This is a genomic window from Phycobacter azelaicus, from assembly GCF_014884385.1.
Taxonomy (GTDB): Bacteria; Pseudomonadota; Alphaproteobacteria; order Rhodobacterales; family Rhodobacteraceae; genus Phycobacter; species Phycobacter azelaicus.
The window spans coordinates 855,073-875,243 of sequence record NZ_WKFH01000003.1; the positions used below are offsets into that span (position 1 = coordinate 855,073).

A 20,171-nucleotide genomic window follows, 5' to 3' on the forward strand; every position below is an offset into this window, starting at 1 on the left:
GACACCACTTGAACCGCGTGAGACGGGCGCACCTAGGTGCGCCCTTTTCTATTGGCCGATACCACGCCGACCGCGCAAATACGCCACCCTCTGGCGGATCACCTCGCGTATCTCACCGCCGCGTGACGCATCACGCAGTGTTGTGAACCAGTGTTCTGGCGGATTGCGCCCCAGCCTGTGGCCCTTGAACTCAAGGGCGTGCAAGACCTCCTGTGCCTCATGCGGCAAACGCTCCGGGACCTCGGCTCCACACAACGTAGCCCAGACCCCGCTCCACAGTCGCCCGACCGACCAGGGGTTATACCCCCCGCCGCCCAGCACAAGGAAGCGGGGCGCCATCCCCATCAGCGATTTCACCACGGCCCAATGGGCGTTGTTCGTCAGATCCAGATGCGCCTGCGGGTCTTCGCGCACCGCATCGGCGCCGCATTGCAGGACGATGGCATCGGGTTTGAATTGCGTCAGGACTGGCAGAATCAGCTCTTCGCGCACCAGATCCATTTCACTGTCGTTGAAACCGCGTGGAACCGGCAGATTTAGTGCCGAACCGCCTGCCCCCTCTTCCAGCAGCCCTGTTTTGGGCCAGAGGTTTTCTTCATGAACCGAGACCATCAGGATATCCGGATCGCCCGTAAACCCATGCTCCACGCCGTCGGGGTGATGGGCGTCGATATCTACATAGGCGATGCGCCGTAGCCCATGTGCAGCTCCGTGATGGCGCAGCGACAGGATCGCCAGAACCGGATCGTTCAGGTAGCAAAACCCGTTGGCGCGATCCGGCAGTCCATGATGGGTGCCACCTGCCGGGTGGTAGATCACCCCGCCCTGCGCAAGCAATTCCCCGGCGAGAATCGATCCCCCGGCAGAAGTTGCGGGCCTGCGGAACATCTCGGGGAAGACAGGGTTTGACACCGTACCGAGATGATGCCGCGCCTTGATATGGGCTGCGACCTCTTGCGCGCGCTCAGCCTCCTGCAAGGCGGCGATGTAATCGGGCGAATGCCAGGCCGCCAGCGCCGCAGGCCGGGCACGGGGCGAGGTCACATAGGAGGCATCCGAAAGCCACCCCATCGCCCGCGTCAGATCCATCACGGTTGAGACCCGAGGCACCCTTAAGGGATGCCACCCGCCATAGCTGGAATGGCGGTAGATCTCGTGCCCGATGAACTGAGGATCTGCTTTCATCCCGGTGAGTTAGCCCATTTTTCGAGCAAACCAAACACCCTTGCGCGATTGCCGCACGAATGCAGTGTCCAGGCTGATTGTCCGCAAGCCAGATGTCAAAAAATCTATGTCCAACTCCAAAAGATCCACGTCTATGGCTGGACCATGACGCCCCGCGATTCTAGCGTGCCTCACAATGATACGTTATTCTCTGAAACGCCTCTTGTCCCTGTGCCTCAGTCTTGCTGTGGCCTCGGTCGTGATTTTTGCCATCATCGAAATAGCTCCAGGAGACCCTGCCGAGTTCATGCTCGGGATCAACGCCCAGCCCGATACCGTGGCCGCGCTGCGCAGCGAGTTGGGGCTCGATCAATCGAAACTGCAAAGATACCTGACCTGGGTTGGCGGCATGCTGACCGGAGATTTCGGCACCTCCTATACTTACCGTACGCCAGTGTCCGAGATGATCGCGGACCGGCTGTGGGTGTCCCTGCCGCTGGCGCTTTATGCGCTGGCGCTGTCGACGCTGATTGCCTTTCCTGCCGGGATTTATGCGGCGGCGCGCCGGGGCAAACCCGGAGATATGGCCGTGATGGGAGCCACGCAGCTGGGCGTTGCGATCCCGAATTTCTGGTTTGCCATGCTGCTGGTTCTGGTCTTTGCCATCAACCTGCGCTGGTTCAGCGCCGGCGGCTTTGCAGGCTGGGACGACGGCCTTGGCGAAGGTCTTAAATCCCTGACCCTGCCAGCGATTGCCCTGGCCCTGCCGCAAGCCGCCATTCTGGCGCGGGTCATGCGCTCGGCGCTGCTCGATATCCTGGGTGAAGATTTCATGCGCACCGCCCGCGCCAAGGGGCTGAGCCGCAGGCAGGCCCTATGGCGGCACGGGCTCCGCAATGCGCTGATCCCAGTGCTGACCATCATAGGCCTGCAATTCTCATTCCTGCTGGCTGGCGCCATCATCATCGAGCAGGTATTCTATCTGCCCGGTCTGGGGCGGCTTGTTTTTCAGGCCATATCCTCACGTGATCTGATCGTGGTGGAATCGGTGGTGATGCTCCTGGTGTTTGCGGTGATCACGGTGAATTTCCTTGTCGATCTGGCCTATGCGCTGGTCGATCCCCGCCTGAGGAGCCGCACGTGAGCCGCAATCTGCTTCTTGGCGCTATCCTGTCCTCGCTGGTGATCCTGGCGGCGCTGGTCTCCTACATCTGGACGCCCTTTGACCACACCGCGATGAACATTCCCGAGAAACTGCAACGTCCCGGCGCCGTGCATTGGCTGGGTACGGATCATTTCGGGCGCGATATCTTCTCCATGATCATGGTTGGCGCGCGCACCTCATTGGCGGTTGCACTTGTCGCCGTGGGCATCGGCATGGCCATCGGCATCCCGCTGGGCCTGACCGCCGCCGCCCGCAAAGGATCCTGGCTCGATGAGCTGATCATGCGCGGCAACGATCTGGTCTTTGCCTTCCCGTCACTGGTGATCGCAATCCTGATCACCGCCATCCTTGGCCCCGGTGCCATCAATGCGATCATCGCCATCGGCATTTTCAACATCCCGGTTTTTGCCCGTGTCACCCGTGGTGCCGCCCTGCCCCTGTGGCAGCGGGAGTTCATTCTGGCGGCGCAGGTGGCTGGCAAGGGCGCGGCGCGCATCTCGGCAGAGCATATCCTGCCCAATGTGGCGAATCTGTTGATTGTGCAGGGCACCATCCAGTTCAGCCTCGGCATTCTGGCTGAAGCCGGTCTCAGCTACGTGGGACTTGGCGCGCAGCCTCCTACGCCCAGCTGGGGGCGGATGCTGGCGGATGCGCAGACCATGGTGAGCCTCGCGCCACATCTGGCGATCATTCCCGGCTCTGCCATCGTGCTGACCGTGCTTGGCCTCAACCTGATGGGAGATGGGCTGCGCGACTGGCTTGATCCCAAGCTGCGGGAGGCCCGCACATGAGCCTTCTTGAGATCAACAACCTCACCCTCTCCATCGGGAACCATTCGATCCTGAAAGGCGTCTCCCTTTCGGTCGCGCCCGGAGAAATCGTCGCTGTCACCGGCGAAAGCGGATCGGGCAAGTCTATGACCGCCTTTTCGGTGATGCAGCTCTTACCGGAGCGCACCGCAACAACAGGTCAAATCCTGCTCGAAGGCACTGACCTGCTGAACCAGTCAGAGGCGCAGATGTGCGCCCTGCGCGGCCAGTCCATCGGCATGGTGTTTCAAGAACCGATGACCGCACTCAACCCGGTCAAGACAATCGGCGATCAGGTGATGGAGACCATCCTGATCCACAACGCCATGACAAGGCCCGAGGCCGAAGCCCGCGCTGCAGAAATGCTGGCCCGTGTGGGATTGCCAGCCGACCGCTTCCCGCTTAGCCGCTTTCCACATGAATTGTCGGGTGGCCAGCGTCAGCGCGTGGTGATCGCCATGGCCATCGCCCTGCGCCCCAAGCTGTTGATCGCGGATGAGCCAACCACCGCGCTGGATGTGACCACACAGGCGCAAATTCTGGATCTGCTAAAGGATCTGGTGCAGGAATTCGGCATGGGTCTTTTGATCATCACCCACGATCTGGCGGTGGTGGCCGATCTCGCGGACCGGATCGTCGTCATGCGCCATGGCGAAGTGGTAGAGACTGGTGCCACGGACTGGCTGCTCAGAAACATGAGCCACCCCTATACAAAAATGCTCTTTGCCGCCTCCGCCCATGAGGTCACCCTGCCCGAGGTTCCGGCGGTCGAACCGCTGCTTGAGGTCAAAGGTGCGGTGCGTGACTATAAGCTCCCGCGCACCTCGCTCTTTGGCGCGCAGGACCACTATCGCGCGGTGAATGACGTATCCTTCACCCTGAACCGCGGCGAACGGCTGGGTCTGGTCGGCGAGTCGGGATGCGGAAAGTCGACCCTGACGCGGGCCATTCTGGGGCTGGAGCCGCTCCAGGGCGGGCAGATCCTGCTGGATGGAGAGGTGGTCACAGCCGATCGTACCCCGGATCAACGCCGCAAGATGCAGGTGGTGTTTCAGGATCCCTATGGCAGCTTCAACCCGCGCCACAGGGTCGAACGGCTGATCACCGAGCCGTTCTACAGCCTGCCCGACTCACCCAGCGGTCGCGCCCGTTCGGATCTGATTGCCGAAACCCTGACCGCCGTGGGGCTGACCCCGGATGACGCCCAAAAATATATCCACCAGTTCTCGGGCGGGCAGCGCCAGCGCATCGCCATCGCCCGCGCCCTGATCACACGGCCCGAACTGATCCTGTTTGACGAGGCGGTCTCGGCACTGGATGTTTCTGTGCGGGCGCAGATCCTCGATCTGCTGGTCGAACTGTGCGAGGCCTATTCACTCACCTACCTCTTCATCAGCCACGATCTGTCCGTTGTGCGCACCATCACCGACCGCTGCCTTGTCATGCAAAAGGGGCAGATCGTCGAAGAAGGCGTCACCGAAGACGTTCTTGCAACGCCGCAGCACGCCTACACCCAATCCCTGATCGCAGCGGCACCTGTGCTGCCCGACCTCAACCCGGGGGCTGCATGAGCCTGACGCTCTCGCTCATATTGCCCAAGGAGCATGCGGTTCTGACCAGCGTACTGGCCGCCTATTTCGAGGAAACCGCCACCAAGGCCCGCATCGACCCGGGCAGCCGGGCAAGGCAGATGCTACACCGCAAGGATGTAACGGCGTTCTGGATCGTGAGGGACGGCAAGAGGATTGGTTTCGCCCTGGTGCTGAACCTGCCGGAGGATCGGCGTGAGCTGTCCGAATTTTCCATCTTCGCCCCCTATCGGCGACAGGGATATGGCCAGGACGCGGCCCGGCTCCTCTTGCAGGAATTTCCCGGTTACTGGCGCATGGGTATTTCATCGCAATCGCAGTCAGCCCTTGCGTTTTGGGGCACCTGTCTTAGCATCCTGCCTGGGATCATGGACCTGCGCGAGGGCGCGCCTTTCACTGAACTTCAAAGCAAAAGCTACTCTTTCCGGATTGCCGACCCGGCCTCCTGACAGACCACAGGATCATAACATGACCGAAAAAACTTCAGCCCGCTTCGATCCCAGCCTTTGCCTTATTGGTGACAGCTGGAAACCAAGTGCAAGCGGCGCCACTCTGCCCTTGATCAACCCATCGACCGGCGCTGAGATCTGCCAGATCGCACGGGGCGGCGAGGAGGACATCGATGCGGCGGTCAAGGCGGCCGAGACTGCTCTAGATGGTGAGTGGGGCAGCATGAGTGCTCTTGAGAGGGGCCGTATCCTGACCCGTCTTGGTCAGCTGGTGCTCGATTGCGTAGAAGAGCTCGCAACGCTGGAAGCGATGGATGTTGGCAAGCCGCTGACACAAGCTCGCGCCGATGCCGTGGCGCTGGCGCGTTACTGTGAATTCTACGGTGGCGCGGCGGACAAGGTGCACGGGGAAACGATCCCCTACCTTGATGGCTACACGGTCTACACTCTGCGCGAACCGCACGGTGTAACGGGACATATCGTGCCCTGGAACTATCCGATGCAGATCATTGGCCGCTCGGTTGGGGCAGCGCTGGCCATGGGCAACGCCTGTGTTTTGAAGCCTGCCGAAGAGGCCTGCCTCACGGCACTGACCTTTGCCCAGCTTGCGCGGGATGCGGGCCTGCCGGATGGCGCGCTGAACGTGGTGCCGGGCCTTGGCGCCGAGGCGGGTGCGGCTCTGACCGCGCATCCGGGAGTCCATCACATCTCTTTCACCGGCTCGGTTGCCACTGGCGCGCTGGTGCAGCAGGCTGCGGGTAAGAACGTGGTGCCAGTGACGCTCGAGCTGGGCGGCAAATCACCACAGCTGGTGTTTGATGATGCCGATCTGGACGCGGCACTGCCGTTCCTCGTCAATGCAGGCATCCAGAACGCAGGCCAGACCTGTTCTGCCTCCTCACGCATTCTGGTCCAGCGCGGGGTGTATGAGAACGTGAAGGCGCGAATGTCCGCCGCCTACCGGGATCTGACAGTGGGGCCGGCCGCAGACGACCTACGACTTGGTCCGTTGATCTCCACCCGTCAGAAAGAGATCGTCGAGGGCTTCCTTGCCAAGGGCGCGGATCTCACCGTCGCAGCGCAAGGCCAGATCGTGGAAGGCGCGCCGGATGCCGGCGCCTATGTGCGGCCCACGCTGTTCGCCGATGTGCCACCTGCCCATGCGCTGGCACGCGATGAGATCTTTGGCCCGGTGCAGGTGCTGATCCCCTTCGACACCGAAGAAGAGGCCGTCGAAATCGCAAACTCCACCGAATACGGGCTGGTCGCCAGCGTCTGGAGTAGCGATGGCGCACGCCAGATGCGGCTGGCCAAAAAGCTGCGCGCCGGGCAGGTCTTCCTCAACAACTATGGTGCAGGTGGCGGTGTCGAACTGCCGTTTGGCGGGGTCGGCAAATCCGGCCATGGCCGCGAAAAAGGCTTCGAGGCTCTTTATGGGTTTTCCCAGCTTAAGACCGTTGCGGCCTATCACGGCTGATCTGCCAATGGCTGCCAAGTCATGAGGTTTTGCGCTGCGCCCTGCGCATCGCGAGGGGGCAGGCCGCGCCTTCGGCGCGGCCTGCCGGGCCCAAGGGGAGAGCTTGCATGTTTCATGCAAGCGATCCGCGCGGGAGCCCCCGGCCCTGCGCCTACACGATGACTTCGATCCGCTCCTGCGCGCCCACACCAAAAACACGTTTGTAGCGCGCAACCTCATCTGCTGGGCCCATGGCCTTTTCCGGGTTGTCCGACAGTTTGACGGTCGGCCGACCATTGGCGCTGACCGCCTTACACACCAGCGAGAACGGCGCCAGCCTGTCACCCGGTACAAGCCCACGAAAATCGTTGGTCAGCAGTGTGCCCCAACCGAAGGAAACCTTTACCCGCCCGGAAAACTGAGCGTGCAACTCAGCGATCTTGTCCACATCAAGACCATCGGAAAAGATCACCCGTTTCTGTGTCGGATCCTCGCCGCGCTCCTGCCACCATTTGATCGCAACCTCGGCCCCGGCCGCCGGATCGCCGCTGTCGATGCGAATGCCGGTCCAGCCCGCAAGCCAATCCGGCGCATGCTCCAGGAACCCTTTGGTGCCATAGGTATCAGGCAGGATGATGCGCAGGTTGCCTTCGTGCTCCTCGTGCCAATCCGAGAGCACATCATAGGGCGCGCGGGCCAGCGCGTCATCAGTTTCGGCCAATGCGGAATAGACCATGGGCAATTCATGCGCATTGGTGCCGATCGCCTCCACCTCACGCCGCATGGCGATGAGACAGTTCGAGGTGCCCGTGAACTTGGACCCCAGCCCTTCGATCATCGCCTGAACGCACCAGTCCTGCCACAGGAAACCGTGTCGCCTCCGGGTGCCAAAATCGGCAATGGATAGCCCCTCGATATCGCGCAGGGCCTCGATCTTCTCCCAGACCCGGGTCATCGCGCGAGCGTAAAGCACCTGCAACTCGAACCGGCCCATGTCATTCAGGACAGCGCGGCTGCGCAGCTCCATCAGAACGGCCAGCGCCGGAATCTCCCAAAGCATGACTTCATGCCACTTACCCTCGAAGGTCAGCTCGTATTGATCGCCCTTACGCTCCAGGTGATAGGGCGGCAGGCGCATCCCCTCGAACCACTCCATGAAATCCGGACGGAACATCTGGCGTTTGCCGTAAAAGGTATTGCCGCGCAGAAAGGTGCTTTCGCCCCGTGACAGCGAAAGGGAGCGGATATGATCAAGCTGTTCGCGCAGCTCACCCTCATCAATAAGACGTGCAAGCGGTACATGGGTGGAGCGGTTGATCAAGGAGAAGGTAACGCTTGTGTCCGGTTTGGTGCGAAACACTGACTGGCACATCAAGAGCTTGTAAAAATCTGTATCGATCAAAGAGCGGACGATCGGATCAATCTTCCACTTGTGGTTATAGACGCGGGTTGCAATATCCACCGGCAGCCTCGTTCAGTTGGGTTCTCAACGTGATAGGACAGGGCCACGCGGGGCGCAAAGGAAATCAACCCACGCGTAACCTGTGCGCGCGTCGGCCATGGGACACCAACGCTTCGATCAACTGAGGACGACTTATGGGCTTGGTCAAGAATTCATCCATGCCAGCCTGAAGGCAATGCGCCTTGTCGGTATCAAAAGCGTTGGCTGTCAGAGCAATGATCACCGGTTGGCGAATCTGGAGGGATCGGATGGATCGAGTGGCTTCAATGCCATCCATCACGGGCATGCTCATGTCCATCAGAATGATGTCAGGCAAGAACGACTGAGCGCCCTGTACCGCCTCGGTACCATCAGACGCAATTTCGATTTCGATGTCGTAATCCTTGAGGAACTTCTGAACCAGGATTTGGTTTACGCGGTTATCCTCCGCCACCAAAAGCCGCATACCCTTCAGGGCAACTGCAGTGGTTGAATCGCTCAAATCCACTCCTGTCCTGATGCGGTTTGAACCATCCAGGCAGAGAGGCGGCTCAAATGGCAAGCGCACCGTGAAACATGAACCCTTGCCGAGTTCCGAGGCAACGGTGATATCCCCATTCATGGCGGCCGCCAGGCGGCGGCAGATGGCGAGGCCCAGACCGGTTCCACCAAATCGACGACTAATGGCCGCGTCAGCCTGCGAGAAGCGTTCAAATATCTTGGGCAACGTGTCGGCATGAATCCCAATGCCTGTGTCCCTTACCTCGAAGATCAATGCACTTCCATCTCCATGAGGCTCGGCGCGCAAAGCAACCTCGACCTGGCCGGTCTCTGTGAATTTGATGGCATTACCCACGAGGTTGGTCAGGATCTGACCCAGTTTGCGATCATCACCATTCAGAACTTCAGGAACGCTTCGGTCACAGCTAAAAACCAGTTCCAGGGATTTCGCATCAGCCTGAGGCTGCAACAGACGAATCGTATTTTCAAAGCACTGGCGGGGATTGAAATCCTCTACGTCGAGTGAAACTTCGCCCGCGTTCAGTTTCGACAGGTCAAGCACATCATTTATGAGGTCCAGCAACGTGCGGGCCGAACTGAGAATCGTATCGGCATACAGTTTCTGATCGGCATCCAATTCGGTATCTTCAAGCAGTTGAGCCATCCCGATGACACCGTTCATCGGGGTGCGTATCTCGTGGCTCATCGTGGCAAGGAATTCAGACTTCGCGCGGGCACCATCTTCTGCGGCGCGCCGAGCCTGCTCTAGCGTTGCCGCATATTCCTTTGCCTCTGTGATATCGCGCTCGACGGCAATGTATGTTGTGACCTCACCGTTGTCATCGAACATCGGCACCTGGTTGGTTTCCAGCCAGATATTCTTGCCATCCTTGCGCCGGTTCAGGACCTGGACTCGGAACGGAGCCTTTCTGGCCCGCCCTTCTTCGATGACTTGAATGGTGGCGGGATCGGTTTCCGGGTGGTTCAGCAACTCACCCGGATTACGGCCAATCGCTTCTTCCGCGCTCCAGCCTGTGATTTTGGTAAACGCATCATTGACCCATTTGATATTGCCGACGCTGTCCATGAGAATGACGCTGTCATTGGCATGTCGCGCCACCAGCGCCAACCGCTGCGTTTCCAGCTGTTGGGCATAGAGCCTTTGGTAGGCCGTTTCCAATTCCTGACGCTGAAGAGCCTGCGCCAGAAGGCTACTGCGGGTGCGATGAAAGTTCCGAGTTGCAAAGGACAGCAGCCAAAGCAGTGAGCCAAAGAAGATGCAGAGCGCCAGTAAATGCAGCTTGGTATCATCCGCACTGGCCCCAAGTACCGGCCCGCGCAATACAATGACAAGGATCGGGGTGACCAAAAAAACTGCCAGCCTTCCGACAGCCGCAAAGCGATTAAGTGGAAACATAAGCCCGGCATTCAGCGCCGCGCTGGTCAGCAGTCCGATCGAGAACAGCTGATCATACTGGTAAAAGCTATCAACACCGCTGTAGGGAATTAGGAAGGACCAGATTGGCGCCGTGGCTCCGATTGCGATCCCCAGCGCATGCAGCAGCGCCGTTCCGACACTGACGTAACGTACCTGACGCTCTGTCGCAGCATCGTGGCGCAGTTTCCGTCTCGCGCGGCTCAGATACAGGCAGTCAGTAAGATCGGGAAGCGTGGCGACGAGAAAGCTGAGAAGCGCCACGGTCGGCGATATTAGGAAAGCCAGCGTCACGCAGACAGCCACAGAAAAGAGGGTACGGGGCAACAAGCCGTTGACCCGCCCTTTGCAATAGCGCTCCAGCAAACCTGCGGAACTGTAGCGCCGGTAGTGGTTGGTCAGCGGCCCGTCTCCAGACATGCGCTGCTCGTTCATCTGTATAACCTGCGTATTTAAAACAGCTTCTTTGATAAACCCGTCTCTCTTTAAGAACCCCTAACCCTTGACCCAAACTTACATGAATCACTGAAGCGACACTCCCGCATCTTTCATCGCAGTCAATGCAGCCTCCAACGACCCTTGAAGATCAATTCCCCGACAGGCGGCAAGGTGAACGCGCACATCAAATCCAAGCCGTGCCGCATCCATTGCGGAGTAGGCCACGCAGAAATCCGTGGCCAGCCCCACAAGCGCCAGCTTTGTAATGCCACGGTTGCGAAGATACCCCTCAAGTCCGGTCGGAGTGGTTTTGTCATTCTCAAAAAAGGCCGAGTAGCTGTCGACTGCTGAACGAAATCCCTTACGGATGATCAGATCTCCATCCTGTCGCAGATCCTTGTGAAAACAAGCGCCTGATGTTCCCTGCACACAGTGATCCGGCCAGAGCACCTGCGGACCATAGGGCATGTCCACCATCTCTAAGGGGTCTTTGCCATCATGGCTTGATGCAAAAGACGAGTGTCCTGCCGGATGCCAGTCCTGAGTCAGGATCACGGTTTCAAAGCCATCCATCATTGCATTGATGGGCGCGACGACCTCGTCACCCTTCGGCACGGCAAGCGCCCCTCCCGGGCAGAAATCATTCTGCACATCAATCACAATCAACGCCTCGGATTGAACAACCTGCGGCATGTATCCCTCCTGTGCTGCCTCATAACGGGTAAGCTGAGGCGTCAGGCGGGTCAATGCGCGGGACCGCCCCATCGCTCAAAGCCTTGCCAGAGCGCCTGTGCCGGTGCATCCGGGAAGTTTCCGCAGCAAGTTATGGCGAACCGCTTCCCCCGCCTTGCGGCAAATTGATACTCTGGTGTAAAGGCAGGACATGTACACGATCGCTGCCCTCTACCATTTCACCCGCTTCGCTGATCCGGCCGCTCTGAAAGAGCCTCTTCTGGATCTATGCAAGACGAAGGACATCAAAGGCTCTCTGCTGCTGGCCCGGGAAGGCATCAATGGCACGATTGCAGGGCCACGCGCAGGCATTGATGCGGTTCTCGCCCACATTCGCGGCATGCCCGGCTGCGGCGACCTCGAATGGAAAGAGGCCACCAGCAATGACGCACCTTTCGGGCGCATGAAGGTGCGCCTGAAGAAAGAGATCGTGACAATGGGCCAGCCAGATGTGGACCCAAAGGCGCGCGTCGGCCACTACGTCGAGCCGGCAGAGTGGAACGCTCTGATCCAGTCAGATGACGTTGTGGTGATTGATACCCGCAATGACTATGAGGTTGAGATCGGCACCTTTGAGGGAGCAATCGATCCAAAGACGACAAGCTTTCGCGAGTTTCCTGCATGGTGGGAAGAAAACAAGGACCGCTTTCACAACAAGCGCGTCGCAATGTTCTGCACCGGCGGTATTCGCTGTGAAAAATCAACAAATTACCTTTTGGGACAGGGGGTGCCTGAAGTCTACCACCTCAAGGGCGGCATCCTACGATACCTCGAAGAGATCCCCGAAGATCGCAGCACCTGGAACGGAGAGTGCTTTGTTTTCGACAATCGTGTGTCGGTCGGCCACGGCTTGAAAGAGGGCCCGCACAAGCTGTGCCACGGCTGCAGACGCCCGCTTCTACCGCAAGACACAGACCGTCCCGAATATGAAGCGGGGGTGTCCTGCCATCAATGCATCAATGAGACTACAGAGGACGACAAGGCCCGCTTTCGTGAGCGCCAGAAACAGATGCAACTGGCCCGTGCGCGCGGTGAGGAACATCTCGGAACAATCGCCCTTTGATCCGGCCGCGTGCACCCCTGCCGTTTGAGTGCTCAGATTCCAAAACTCGGCCACAGAAAACCACCATAGGTAGAATTTTGACTTGCATTCGGCCCTCTTCTTTTTCATTTTGGTAAAGGGAACAGCTGGCAAATCTTGAGGGCCTGTGCATCTATTGTACACGTGTCCCGGCATAAGCGCGTGTCTCGCTGTTGAATTTTCAAAACCTTGGGTAAGAGGTAGCATCCATGGTCGACACTGCGACCGAGCTTCAGAATCGCCCGGACGAAGCCGCCGACATCAAGCTGGGGAAAGTCTCCATTCCGAGCCTGTTTCGCGACCTCCCCGAAGCCGTGATCGTGGCGGATGAGAACAGACATATTGTGTGGGCCAACAATGCGGCGCTGATGATGTTTGGGTACACGATCGATCAGCTGATTGGTCAGAGCACAGCCCTCCTCTATCCAAGCAAGAGCGATTTTGTGGAAGCCGGTGAAGCGCATTTCAGTAATACCGGCACCGCGACCGAGCATAACTATGAATGCGAATATGTTCGCTCCAGCGGCAAGGTGTTCCTGGGAGAGACTACCGGCGGCCCGATGCGAGACGCACACGGCACCGTATTGGGTTACTTCGGCATAACCCGCGATATTTCAAAAACACGCGCAGTCGAGCAGCTGCTGAACAGTCTCTACAAGGTATCATCAGACCAGAGCCGTGGCACCGATGAAAAAATCCGGGCGATCCTCAAGTTGGGCTGTGAACACTTTCAGACCGACTCCGGCCTGGTCAGCTGGGTGCGGGAGGACGACTACACCGTTCTCTATAGCTATTCAGACATTGCAGAAATCGACCGCGGCAGCACGTTCCAGATCGATGACTGCTGTTGTGCAAAAGTGCTGGCCGAAAACGGCCCTGTGGCCTGCAACTCCTCCAAAGACAGCGGCTGCGCACCGCATCCCTGCTATAGCCTGTTTGTGCTGGAAACCTACATCGGTGTTCCGCTGATCGTGGACGGAGAGCTGTTCGGAACCGTGAACTTCACGTCACCCGAACCGCGCGCGCCGTTCGAAGCGGGTGACCTTGAACTGATCAAGATGTTCGCTGCCTGGATCGCGCAACAGCTAAGCATCGAAAAAGAGTTGAACCGCCTAACGTTCTTGAATTGATCGCCACCAAGGGCGATCAATTCAGACCAAAGCTCAGAAATCCAGGTTTTCGACGCTGAGCGCATTTTTCTGGATGAATTCACGGCGCGGTTCGACCACATCACCCATCAGTTTGGTAAACAGATCATCTGCTTCGACCATGTCGTCCACACGAACCTGCAACAGGGTGCGGGCATCCGGATCCAGGGTGGTTTCCCAGAGCTGATCCGGGTTCATTTCGCCAAGCCCCTTGTAGCGTTGCAGCGTCAGGCCCTTTTCACCTTCTTCGAGGATCGCTTTCAACAGACCCAGCGGCCCATGAATCAATTGCACGCGGTCCTTGCGCACAAGGGTCGCGGTCTGTCCGTAGATCTCTTGCAGGCTCTTGGTGAAGCTGCCGGTCTTGCGTGCCTCACCCGAGCGCAGCATCGGGCCATCCAAGGTGCGCACTTCTTCGACACCGCGCAGAATGCGCGCCAGACGGATGCCGTGATCCTGTGTGATACGACCCTGCCAGCCGCGCTCATACTCAAGCGCGATCAGATCAAGCCGCGCGGCAACCCGGTCCGCAACTCCCTGAAGGTCAGCATCCACCGCACCTGGGACGAAGGCTCCGGCAACAGCGGCCTGCTCCAGAATATGACGGGGGTAATGGGTCGGGAACGCGTCAAGCACACGCTTGAGCTGCCGTGCCTCATCAACCACTCGGGTCAAATCCTGGCCGTTGATTTCCTCACCTGTTCCCAGTTTCAGGACAGCTCCCTCTACGCCCTGATGGATCAGATAATCATCAAGCGCCGCCTGATCCTTCAGGTACACTTCGGACTTGCCACGAGCCACTTTGAAAAGCGGCGGCTGGGCAATGTAGAGGTACCCACCCTCGATCAGCTCTGGCATCTGGCGATAGAAGAAGGTCAGCAGAAGCGTGCGGATGTGCGCGCCATCCACGTCCGCATCGGTCATTATGACAATCTTGTGGTAGCGCAGCTTCGAGATGTCGAACTCGTCCCGGCCAATACCGGTGCCAAGCGCCATGACAAGGTTGCCGATCTCCTGAGACGACAGCATCCGGTCAAAGCGCGCCCGCTCCACGTTCAGAATTTTACCACGCAGGGGCAGGATCGCCTGAGTTTGACGGTCGCGCCCAGTCTGCGCAGAACCACCCGCCGAGTCACCCTCCACCAGGAAGACTTCGGTCTTGGAGGGATCTTTCTCGGAGCAGTCTTTCAGCTTGCCGGCCAGGAAGTTCACATCCATCGCCGTCTTGCGCCGGGTCAGCTCGCGCGCCTTGCGGGCAGCTTCGCGGGCCAGGGCGGCCTCGATGATCTTGCCAACGATCTGCTTGGCCTCGTTGGGGTTTTCCTCGAACCATTCGGCCAGTTTCTCGTTTACGAGGCTTTCCACCACCGGGCGCACCTCAGAGGAGACCAGCTTGTCCTTGGTCTGGGAAGAGAATTTGGGGTCCGGCACCTTGACCGAAAGCACACAGGTCAGACCTTCGCGCGCATCGTCGCCGGTGAAGGAGACCTTTTCTTTCTTGGCGATCCCCGAGGACTGCGCATAGCTGTTGATGGTCCGCGTCAGCGCACCGCGGAAGCCCGCCACATGGGTGCCGCCATCGCGCTGGGGGATGTTGTTGGTAAACGGCAGCACGGTTTCGTGGTAGCTGTCGTTCCACCACATCGCGACCTCTACCCCGATGTCGTCCTTTTCGCCGGTGATATAGATCGGCGCATCCATAACAGGGCTTTTGGAACGGTCGAGGTATTTCACGAACTCCTTGACGCCCCCCTCGTAGAAAAGCTCGGTCTCAAGCCGTTCTGCAGGCCGTTCGTCAATCAGGATGATCCGCACCCCTGAGTTCAGGAAAGCCAATTCTCGCAGACGTTTTTCCAGTGTCTCGAAAGAGTATTCGAGGTTCGAGAAGGTGTCGGTCGAAGCAAGGAACCTTACCTCGGTCCCGGTCTGGTCGCCGCAGTCGCCCACGACCTCAAGGTGCTTGACCGTATCGCCACGTTCGAAGCGGGCGATATGTTCCTTGCCATTACGCCAGATGCGCAGCTCGAGCCAATCGGACAGGGCGTTCACAACGGAAACACCAACGCCGTGCAGACCGCCGGACACCTTGTAGGAGTTGCTGTCGAATTTGCCGCCCGCATGCAGCTGGGTCATGATGACCTCGGCCGCAGAGACGCCTTCTTCGGCGTGGATATCGACCGGGATTCCGCGCCCGTTGTCGCTGACCGAGACGCTGGAGTCGGGATGGATTTTCACCGTCACGGCGTCAGCGTGCCCCGCCAAAGCCTCATCGATGCCGTTGTCGACAACCTCGTACACCATGTGGTGTAGGCCCGATCCATCGTCGGTATCCCCGATGTACATGCCGGGGCGCTTGCGGACCGCCTCCAAGCCTTTGAGAACCTTGATGGAATCCGCACCGTATTCGGCGGGGGCGTGCTCGTTTCCGGACATTCGCGCGTTCCTGTTTTTACTTTGGGATTTTATACGCAGTCCGGGGGGGAATGTCACGCGCACACCCCCCTTTTTCTTTGACGCATCAGGCCGCTTTGGCGCCCAGACCGGCGACTTTTTGCAGCCAGCCTTCGACCTTTTTGCCCCCCGCATCTGTTGCTGGTGCAAATGAGGAAAACCGAGTGGGTTTCACACCAACAAAACCAAGGATTTGTCGGCTGATGATCTTTTTGATCGCATTGCTGTACATAAGGCTCAAAAGCATGGGGGGCGTATCCGACGTCAACAAGACCCGCGCCGTTTTGCCGGTCAGCATCGGTGCCGGAACGCCAAACATATTCGGATTTCGGGTGTCAAAGGTGCGTCCAGGCAAAAGTGCGCGATCAAAGACGCCTTTCAACTTGGCCGGGATCGCGCCCCACCACAGCGGCGTTGCCACCACAACGTGATCGGACCATTCGAGATCCTTCAGAAAAGCTTCCAGATCCGGTTCCAGCGGCTTTGGGTTGCTGTAGCCGCCCTGCCCGTAATCCATGTCGAATTCCATGGCGGAGATATCGTGATAGCGCACCTCGTGCCCCTTGGCCTTGGCCGAGGCCGAATAGGCATCGCACAGGGATTTCGACAGGGAGGTTTCACCGGGATGACCGTTCAGGATGATGATTTTCTTGGTGGACATTTCGCACTTCCCACAACTAAATTGACCTTGGTCAGTTTAATGACTCACAAAGTGACCCTGGTCAATATTTAAATTGACCGCGGTCAAATATTTTTAACAAGGACGACTGATGTCACGACAACCCCAGAAACGGCGCCTCGAAACCCGTGCCAAACTGCTCGAGGTCACGGCGAAGCTGGTCGCCGCGCAAGGCTACAGCGCCCTTAAGGTAGAAGATGTTGTGACGGGCGCGGGCGTGGCCAAGGGGACCCTGTTTTCCCATTTCCGCGATAAAGACGGCCTCTTGGCGGTTCTGATCGGCGCCGAGGTGATGCGCTTCCTCGACGAAATGGAAGCGGCTGGCACGCCGGACAGCCGCGAGGCTCTGCTCCAGCGCCTTGCCCCACTGCTTGACTATATCGCTGGGGACCGGGTGATTTTTGACCTTTTGCTGCGCTATTCAGGCTCGACCGGCACCGAAACGGACGAGGTCATCACCGAGAGCTTTTACCGGCAGATCGGGATCTGGGCCGGATGGATCGAGGCGCTGCAAAAGACCGGAGAGGTGCGCAGCGACTGCTCGCCAGATTTTCTCGCCGAAGGCATTCAGGCCTTCCTCAACCAGGTGATCGCCATCTGGTTCTGCATGTCCAGCCCGAACACCGCGACACCTCTTGAGGCTTTGCGTCCCTTCCTTGAGGCCTGGCTGGCACCGCCCGCCTGATCGCGCCGTCATGAGAAAGGGATGATCAGCCCGACGCAGATCAGCAAGGCGCCAGAGACCGTGTTTACGCGCTTGAGCGCCTGAGGCGACGACAAGAGCGCGCGCACACGATGCACCAGCGCGGCCAGCACCAGATTGCCCAAAAGCGGCACCATGAAGGACAGCGTTACGATCGCAACCACATCGGCCCAAGTGACCGCCGTGAGGTCAAAGAAACCCGGCAGCAGTCCCATGTAAAACAGGATCGCCTTGGGATTACCCAGGATCACCGCGATCCCGGCCATGAACCCGGCCCAGGTTCCGGGCCTCAGCAGCGCGCTGTTTTCCTGAATGCGCACGCCTGCATGACGGATCAGGGTGATTCCCATGAACAGAAACATCAGGCAGGCCATCCAGCGCAGGGCCGTCATGATCCCTGCGAACTCCGAGACCAGCCAGGACATCCCCGCCACCGCCACCAGCGGCCACAGGATGTCCCCGCACGCTACCCCCAACGCCAGCGGCCATGCCGACTGGAAGCCGCCGGAGATGGCCCGCGCCACCAGCGCAAGCCAAACCGGCCCCGGCGTCAGGAACAGCACAAAGAGCGCTCCCGCATAAAGAACAAGATCCCAAACAGTGAGGCTCATGACCGGCGCCCAATGATCGAGCCATCGCCCGTATCGGTGATTTCAAACATCTGAGCGCGGGTACCCATCTCTGCAAAAAGCTCCGCTTCGGTGCCCGTCATCCAGGCCTGCGCACCAAGGGCGCAGATCTCGTCATAAAGGGCCGCGCGACGGGCTGCATCCAGATGGGCGGCGACCTCATCCAGCAGCACGATGGGCGGCGCCCCCTCGCGGGCTGCCAGCGCGCGGGCATTGGCCAGGATCAGCGAAACGAGCAGCGCCTTCTGTTCCCCGGTGGAGCAATCGCGCGCCGGAACACCCTTGGCGGCATAGGTGCCGATCAGATCGGTGCGATGGGGCCCGACCAAAGTGCGCCCCGCCGCCAGATCACGGAAGCGACTTTCTGCCAGCGCCTCGCGCAGATCCTCCTCACTGCCGGGCATGCTTCCTTCGCTCTGGATCAGCTCCAGCTCAGCCACGGGAAAGGCGGTTTCGGCCTGAGCTTGCGCCTCTTGCAAAAGGGACACCGCCGCAATGCGGGCGGCATTGATCCGATGACCCGCATCGGCCATCTGCATCTCAAGCACCTTGTACCAAGCTGGATCGCGGTTCTGGTCCTTCAAGAGCCGGTTTCGCTCGCGCATCGCCTTTTCATAGGCCAGCGTCGCCTCGGCATGGTCGGGCTCAAAGCTCAGTACGATGCGATCCAGAAACCGGCGGCGGCCCTCAGCCGCCTCGATCCAAAGCCGGTCCATGGCCGGAATCAACCAGACGACACGGCAAATCTGCCCCAGCGCGATCTGGTTGGAGGCCTTGTTGTCGACCCTGACCTGCCGCGCATTGCCGCCCTCGGACCAGGTTTCCACTTCATAGGCCTGATCCGGCGCCTGCAGCACCGCCCTCAGCTTCCATCCCAGCGCCTCGGGACGGCGCGTCATCTCGGCCGCGCTGGCCCGGCGTAGGCCGCGACCCGGAGAGAACAGCGACACAGCCTCCAGAATGTTGGTCTTGCCCGCACCATTGGGGCCAAACAGCGCCACGGGCCGCCCGTCCAAATGCATTTCCGCCCGCAGATGCGAGCGGAAATGGGACATGGTCAACTCTGTCAGGGCAAGCACTTAGGGCGCCCCTTTCCTTATGTGGACTGCGCCGGTTGGCTATGGGTCAGACGCGCATCGGCATGACGACATAGACCGCGCTTTCGTCGTTGCCTTCGCGCATCAAGGTCGGATCGCCGGAAGAGTTGAACATGAAGACGGCGTTCTCTCGATCCACCTGGCTGGCGATTTCCAGGAGATACTTGGCGTTGAAACCAATCTCGAGCCGCTCATCGCTATAGGCCACGGCCAGTTCTTCCTCGGCGGCACCGCTGTCAGGGGCGTTGACCGACAGGGTCAGGCGATCTTCTTCGAGCTGCAGCTTGACCGCACGAGAGCGTTCCGAGGACACTGTCGCAACCCGGTCCACCGCCTTGGCAAATTCGGCGGCATCCACCTCAAGGCGGCGCGTGTTGCCCATGGGAATGACGCGGGTGTAGTCGGGGAAGGTGCCGTCGATCACCTTGGAGGTCAGGGTGATGCTCGGCGTGGCAAAGCGCACCTTGGTTTCCGACACCGACACCGCGATGTCCATTTCGTCATCGTCCAAGAGCTTGCGCAGCTCGCCCACGGTTTTGCGCGGGACGATAACGCCGGGCATATCCTCGGCCCCCATCGGCAGCGGTGCATCGATCCGCGCCAGGCGGTGACCATCGGTCGCCACGCAGCGCAGGGCCTTGCCACCCTCAGTGCTGTCGGCCACATGCATGTAGACACCGTTGAGATAGTATCGCGTTTCCTCGGTAGAGATAGCGAATTTCGACTTGTCGAACAGCCGTCGCAGCATCGCCGCATTGGCGGTGAAATTCGAGTGATACTCGGAGGAGGCCATGACCGGGAAATCCTCCCGCGGCAGGGTCGCCAGCGAGAAGTTGGACCGGCCTGCCTCGACGGTCAGGCGCCCCGTTGCGGCATCGGCAGTCAGCGTGACCAGCGCGCCATCGGGCAGCTTGCGTACGATTTCATGCAGAGTCGTGGCGGCGACAGTGGTGGCACCGGCGCGTTCAACCTGAGCGGGGGCCTTGTCGACCACCTCGATATCAAGGTCGGTCGCGCGGAACTGGGCGGTGTCGCCATCAGCCTCGATCAGAACGTTGGCCAGAATCGGAATGGTGTTGCGGCGCTCGACCACCGACTGCGCCTGGGCAACAGCCTTGAGAAGCGTGCCACGTTCGATGCTGATCTTCATGTCCCTTGTCCTTTTTGTCTTGCCTCAGGCACTGGCCGGGACCAGCAAACTAGC

The 20,171-nt window shown here is 59.6% G+C and carries 17 protein-coding genes; 8 read left to right on the forward strand and 9 right to left on the reverse strand.

The window, feature by feature from the left end; translation table 11 throughout:
* Window positions 1-48: 48 nt before the first annotated feature.
* A complete protein-coding gene (locus INS80_RS05180) occupies window positions 49-1,185 on the reverse strand; it encodes an acetoin utilization protein AcuC (RefSeq protein WP_192964612.1) in 1,137 nt (378 codons plus the stop codon).
* Between the two features lie 175 nt (window positions 1,186-1,360).
* Here INS80_RS05180 and INS80_RS05185 point away from each other — a divergent pair, with 175 nt between their 5' ends.
* From INS80_RS05185 to INS80_RS05205, 5 genes are read left to right on the forward strand one after another with little or no spacing between them, the layout of a single operon-like run.
* Window positions 1,361-2,308 carry an ABC transporter permease gene (locus INS80_RS05185; protein WP_192964614.1) on the forward strand — a complete coding sequence of 316 codons (948 nt, stop codon included), beginning with the start codon at window positions 1,361-1,363 and terminating at the stop codon, window positions 2,306-2,308.
* Window positions 2,305-3,120 carry an ABC transporter permease gene (locus INS80_RS05190; protein WP_192964616.1) on the forward strand — a complete coding sequence of 272 codons (816 nt, stop codon included), beginning with the start codon at window positions 2,305-2,307 and terminating at the stop codon, window positions 3,118-3,120. The genes INS80_RS05185 and INS80_RS05190 overlap by 4 nt, the downstream gene beginning before the upstream one ends.
* On the forward strand, window positions 3,117-4,709 hold the full coding sequence (locus tag INS80_RS05195; protein WP_192964617.1) for an ABC transporter ATP-binding protein: 1,593 nt from the start codon (window positions 3,117-3,119) through the stop codon (window positions 4,707-4,709). The genes INS80_RS05190 and INS80_RS05195 overlap by 4 nt, the downstream gene beginning before the upstream one ends.
* Window positions 4,706-5,176, forward strand: a complete 471-nt coding sequence (locus INS80_RS05200; protein WP_192964618.1) for a GNAT family N-acetyltransferase — start codon at window positions 4,706-4,708, stop codon at window positions 5,174-5,176. The genes INS80_RS05195 and INS80_RS05200 overlap by 4 nt, the downstream gene beginning before the upstream one ends.
* A gap of 19 nt (window positions 5,177-5,195) precedes the next feature.
* Entirely contained in the window at window positions 5,196-6,653 is a 1,458-nt protein-coding gene (locus INS80_RS05205) for an aldehyde dehydrogenase family protein (RefSeq protein ID WP_192964619.1), read from the forward strand.
* Window positions 6,654-6,804: 151 nt separating this feature from the next.
* Here INS80_RS05205 and pncB read toward each other — a convergent pair whose 3' ends face one another.
* The 3 genes from pncB to pncA all read right to left on the reverse strand — a co-directional run bounded on the left by pncB (window position 6,805) and on the right by pncA (window position 11,140).
* Window positions 6,805-8,094: a nicotinate phosphoribosyltransferase gene (gene pncB / locus INS80_RS05210; protein WP_192964620.1), complete on the reverse strand. Its 1,290-nt coding sequence runs from the start codon at window positions 8,092-8,094 to the stop codon at window positions 6,805-6,807.
* 64 nt (window positions 8,095-8,158) lie between these two features.
* Window positions 8,159-10,444 carry an ATP-binding protein gene (locus INS80_RS05215; RefSeq protein ID WP_192964621.1) on the reverse strand — a complete coding sequence of 762 codons (2,286 nt, stop codon included), beginning with the start codon at window positions 10,442-10,444 and terminating at the stop codon, window positions 8,159-8,161.
* Between the two features lie 87 nt (window positions 10,445-10,531).
* On the reverse strand, window positions 10,532-11,140 hold the full coding sequence (gene pncA, locus INS80_RS05220; RefSeq protein ID WP_192964622.1) for a bifunctional nicotinamidase/pyrazinamidase: 609 nt from the start codon (window positions 11,138-11,140) through the stop codon (window positions 10,532-10,534).
* Window positions 11,141-11,330: 190 nt separating this feature from the next.
* Between pncA and trhO the strand changes: the two genes are divergently transcribed.
* Window positions 11,331-12,242, forward strand: coding sequence for an oxygen-dependent tRNA uridine(34) hydroxylase TrhO (trhO, locus tag INS80_RS05225; protein WP_192964623.1), 912 nt, complete (start codon window positions 11,331-11,333; stop codon window positions 12,240-12,242).
* A gap of 227 nt (window positions 12,243-12,469) precedes the next feature.
* Window positions 12,470-13,390, forward strand: a complete 921-nt coding sequence (locus INS80_RS05230) for a PAS domain S-box protein (RefSeq protein ID WP_226892565.1) — start codon at window positions 12,470-12,472, stop codon at window positions 13,388-13,390.
* A gap of 33 nt (window positions 13,391-13,423) precedes the next feature.
* Here the strand turns inward: INS80_RS05230 and gyrB are convergent, their stop codons facing one another.
* Both gyrB and INS80_RS05240 read right to left on the reverse strand, forming a co-directional pair.
* Window positions 13,424-15,841, reverse strand: coding sequence for a DNA topoisomerase (ATP-hydrolyzing) subunit B (gyrB, locus tag INS80_RS05235; RefSeq protein ID WP_192964624.1), 2,418 nt, complete (start codon window positions 15,839-15,841; stop codon window positions 13,424-13,426).
* Window positions 15,842-15,926: 85 nt separating this feature from the next.
* Complete coding sequence (locus INS80_RS05240; RefSeq protein ID WP_192964625.1) at window positions 15,927-16,520, reverse strand: NAD(P)H-dependent oxidoreductase; 594 nt, start codon at window positions 16,518-16,520, stop codon at window positions 15,927-15,929.
* A 109-nt stretch (window positions 16,521-16,629) separates the two neighbouring features.
* Between INS80_RS05240 and INS80_RS05245 the strand changes: the two genes are divergently transcribed.
* Complete coding sequence (locus INS80_RS05245; protein WP_192964626.1) at window positions 16,630-17,223, forward strand: TetR/AcrR family transcriptional regulator; 594 nt, start codon at window positions 16,630-16,632, stop codon at window positions 17,221-17,223.
* A gap of 8 nt (window positions 17,224-17,231) precedes the next feature.
* Here the strand turns inward: INS80_RS05245 and INS80_RS05250 are convergent, their stop codons facing one another.
* The 3 genes from INS80_RS05250 to dnaN are packed head-to-tail and all read right to left on the reverse strand — an operon-like array spanning window position 17,232 to window position 20,117.
* Entirely contained in the window at window positions 17,232-17,852 is a 621-nt protein-coding gene (locus INS80_RS05250) for a LysE family translocator (protein WP_192964627.1), read from the reverse strand.
* On the reverse strand, window positions 17,849-18,949 hold the full coding sequence (recF, locus tag INS80_RS05255) for a DNA replication/repair protein RecF (RefSeq protein WP_192964628.1): 1,101 nt from the start codon (window positions 18,947-18,949) through the stop codon (window positions 17,849-17,851). The genes INS80_RS05250 and recF overlap by 4 nt, the downstream gene beginning before the upstream one ends.
* Before the next feature lie 46 nt (window positions 18,950-18,995).
* Window positions 18,996-20,117: a DNA polymerase III subunit beta gene (dnaN, locus tag INS80_RS05260; RefSeq protein ID WP_192964629.1), complete on the reverse strand. Its 1,122-nt coding sequence runs from the start codon at window positions 20,115-20,117 to the stop codon at window positions 18,996-18,998.
* Between the last annotated feature and the right edge of the window lie 54 nt (window positions 20,118-20,171).

Coding starts and splice junctions, on each gene's coding strand:
- INS80_RS05180 (WP_192964612.1), bottom strand. CDS start 1,185: ATGAAAGCAGATCCTCAGTTCATCGGGCACGAGATCTACCGCCATTCC.
- INS80_RS05185 (WP_192964614.1), top strand. CDS start 1,361: ATGATACGTTATTCTCTGAAACGCCTCTTGTCCCTGTGCCTCAGTCTT.
- INS80_RS05195 (WP_192964617.1), top strand. CDS start 3,117: ATGAGCCTTCTTGAGATCAACAACCTCACCCTCTCCATCGGGAACCAT.
- INS80_RS05200 (WP_192964618.1), top strand. CDS start 4,706: ATGAGCCTGACGCTCTCGCTCATATTGCCCAAGGAGCATGCGGTTCTG.
- INS80_RS05205 (WP_192964619.1), top strand. CDS start 5,196: ATGACCGAAAAAACTTCAGCCCGCTTCGATCCCAGCCTTTGCCTTATT.
- INS80_RS05215 (WP_192964621.1), bottom strand. CDS start 10,444: ATGAACGAGCAGCGCATGTCTGGAGACGGGCCGCTGACCAACCACTAC.
- pncA (WP_192964622.1), bottom strand. CDS start 11,140: ATGCCGCAGGTTGTTCAATCCGAGGCGTTGATTGTGATTGATGTGCAG.
- trhO (WP_192964623.1), top strand. CDS start 11,331: ATGTACACGATCGCTGCCCTCTACCATTTCACCCGCTTCGCTGATCCG.
- INS80_RS05230 (WP_226892565.1), top strand. CDS start 12,470: ATGGTCGACACTGCGACCGAGCTTCAGAATCGCCCGGACGAAGCCGCC.
- gyrB (WP_192964624.1), bottom strand. CDS start 15,841: ATGTCCGGAAACGAGCACGCCCCCGCCGAATACGGTGCGGATTCCATC.
- INS80_RS05240 (WP_192964625.1), bottom strand. CDS start 16,520: ATGTCCACCAAGAAAATCATCATCCTGAACGGTCATCCCGGTGAAACC.
- INS80_RS05245 (WP_192964626.1), top strand. CDS start 16,630: ATGTCACGACAACCCCAGAAACGGCGCCTCGAAACCCGTGCCAAACTG.
- INS80_RS05250 (WP_192964627.1), bottom strand. CDS start 17,852: ATGAGCCTCACTGTTTGGGATCTTGTTCTTTATGCGGGAGCGCTCTTT.
- dnaN (WP_192964629.1), bottom strand. CDS start 20,117: ATGAAGATCAGCATCGAACGTGGCACGCTTCTCAAGGCTGTTGCCCAG.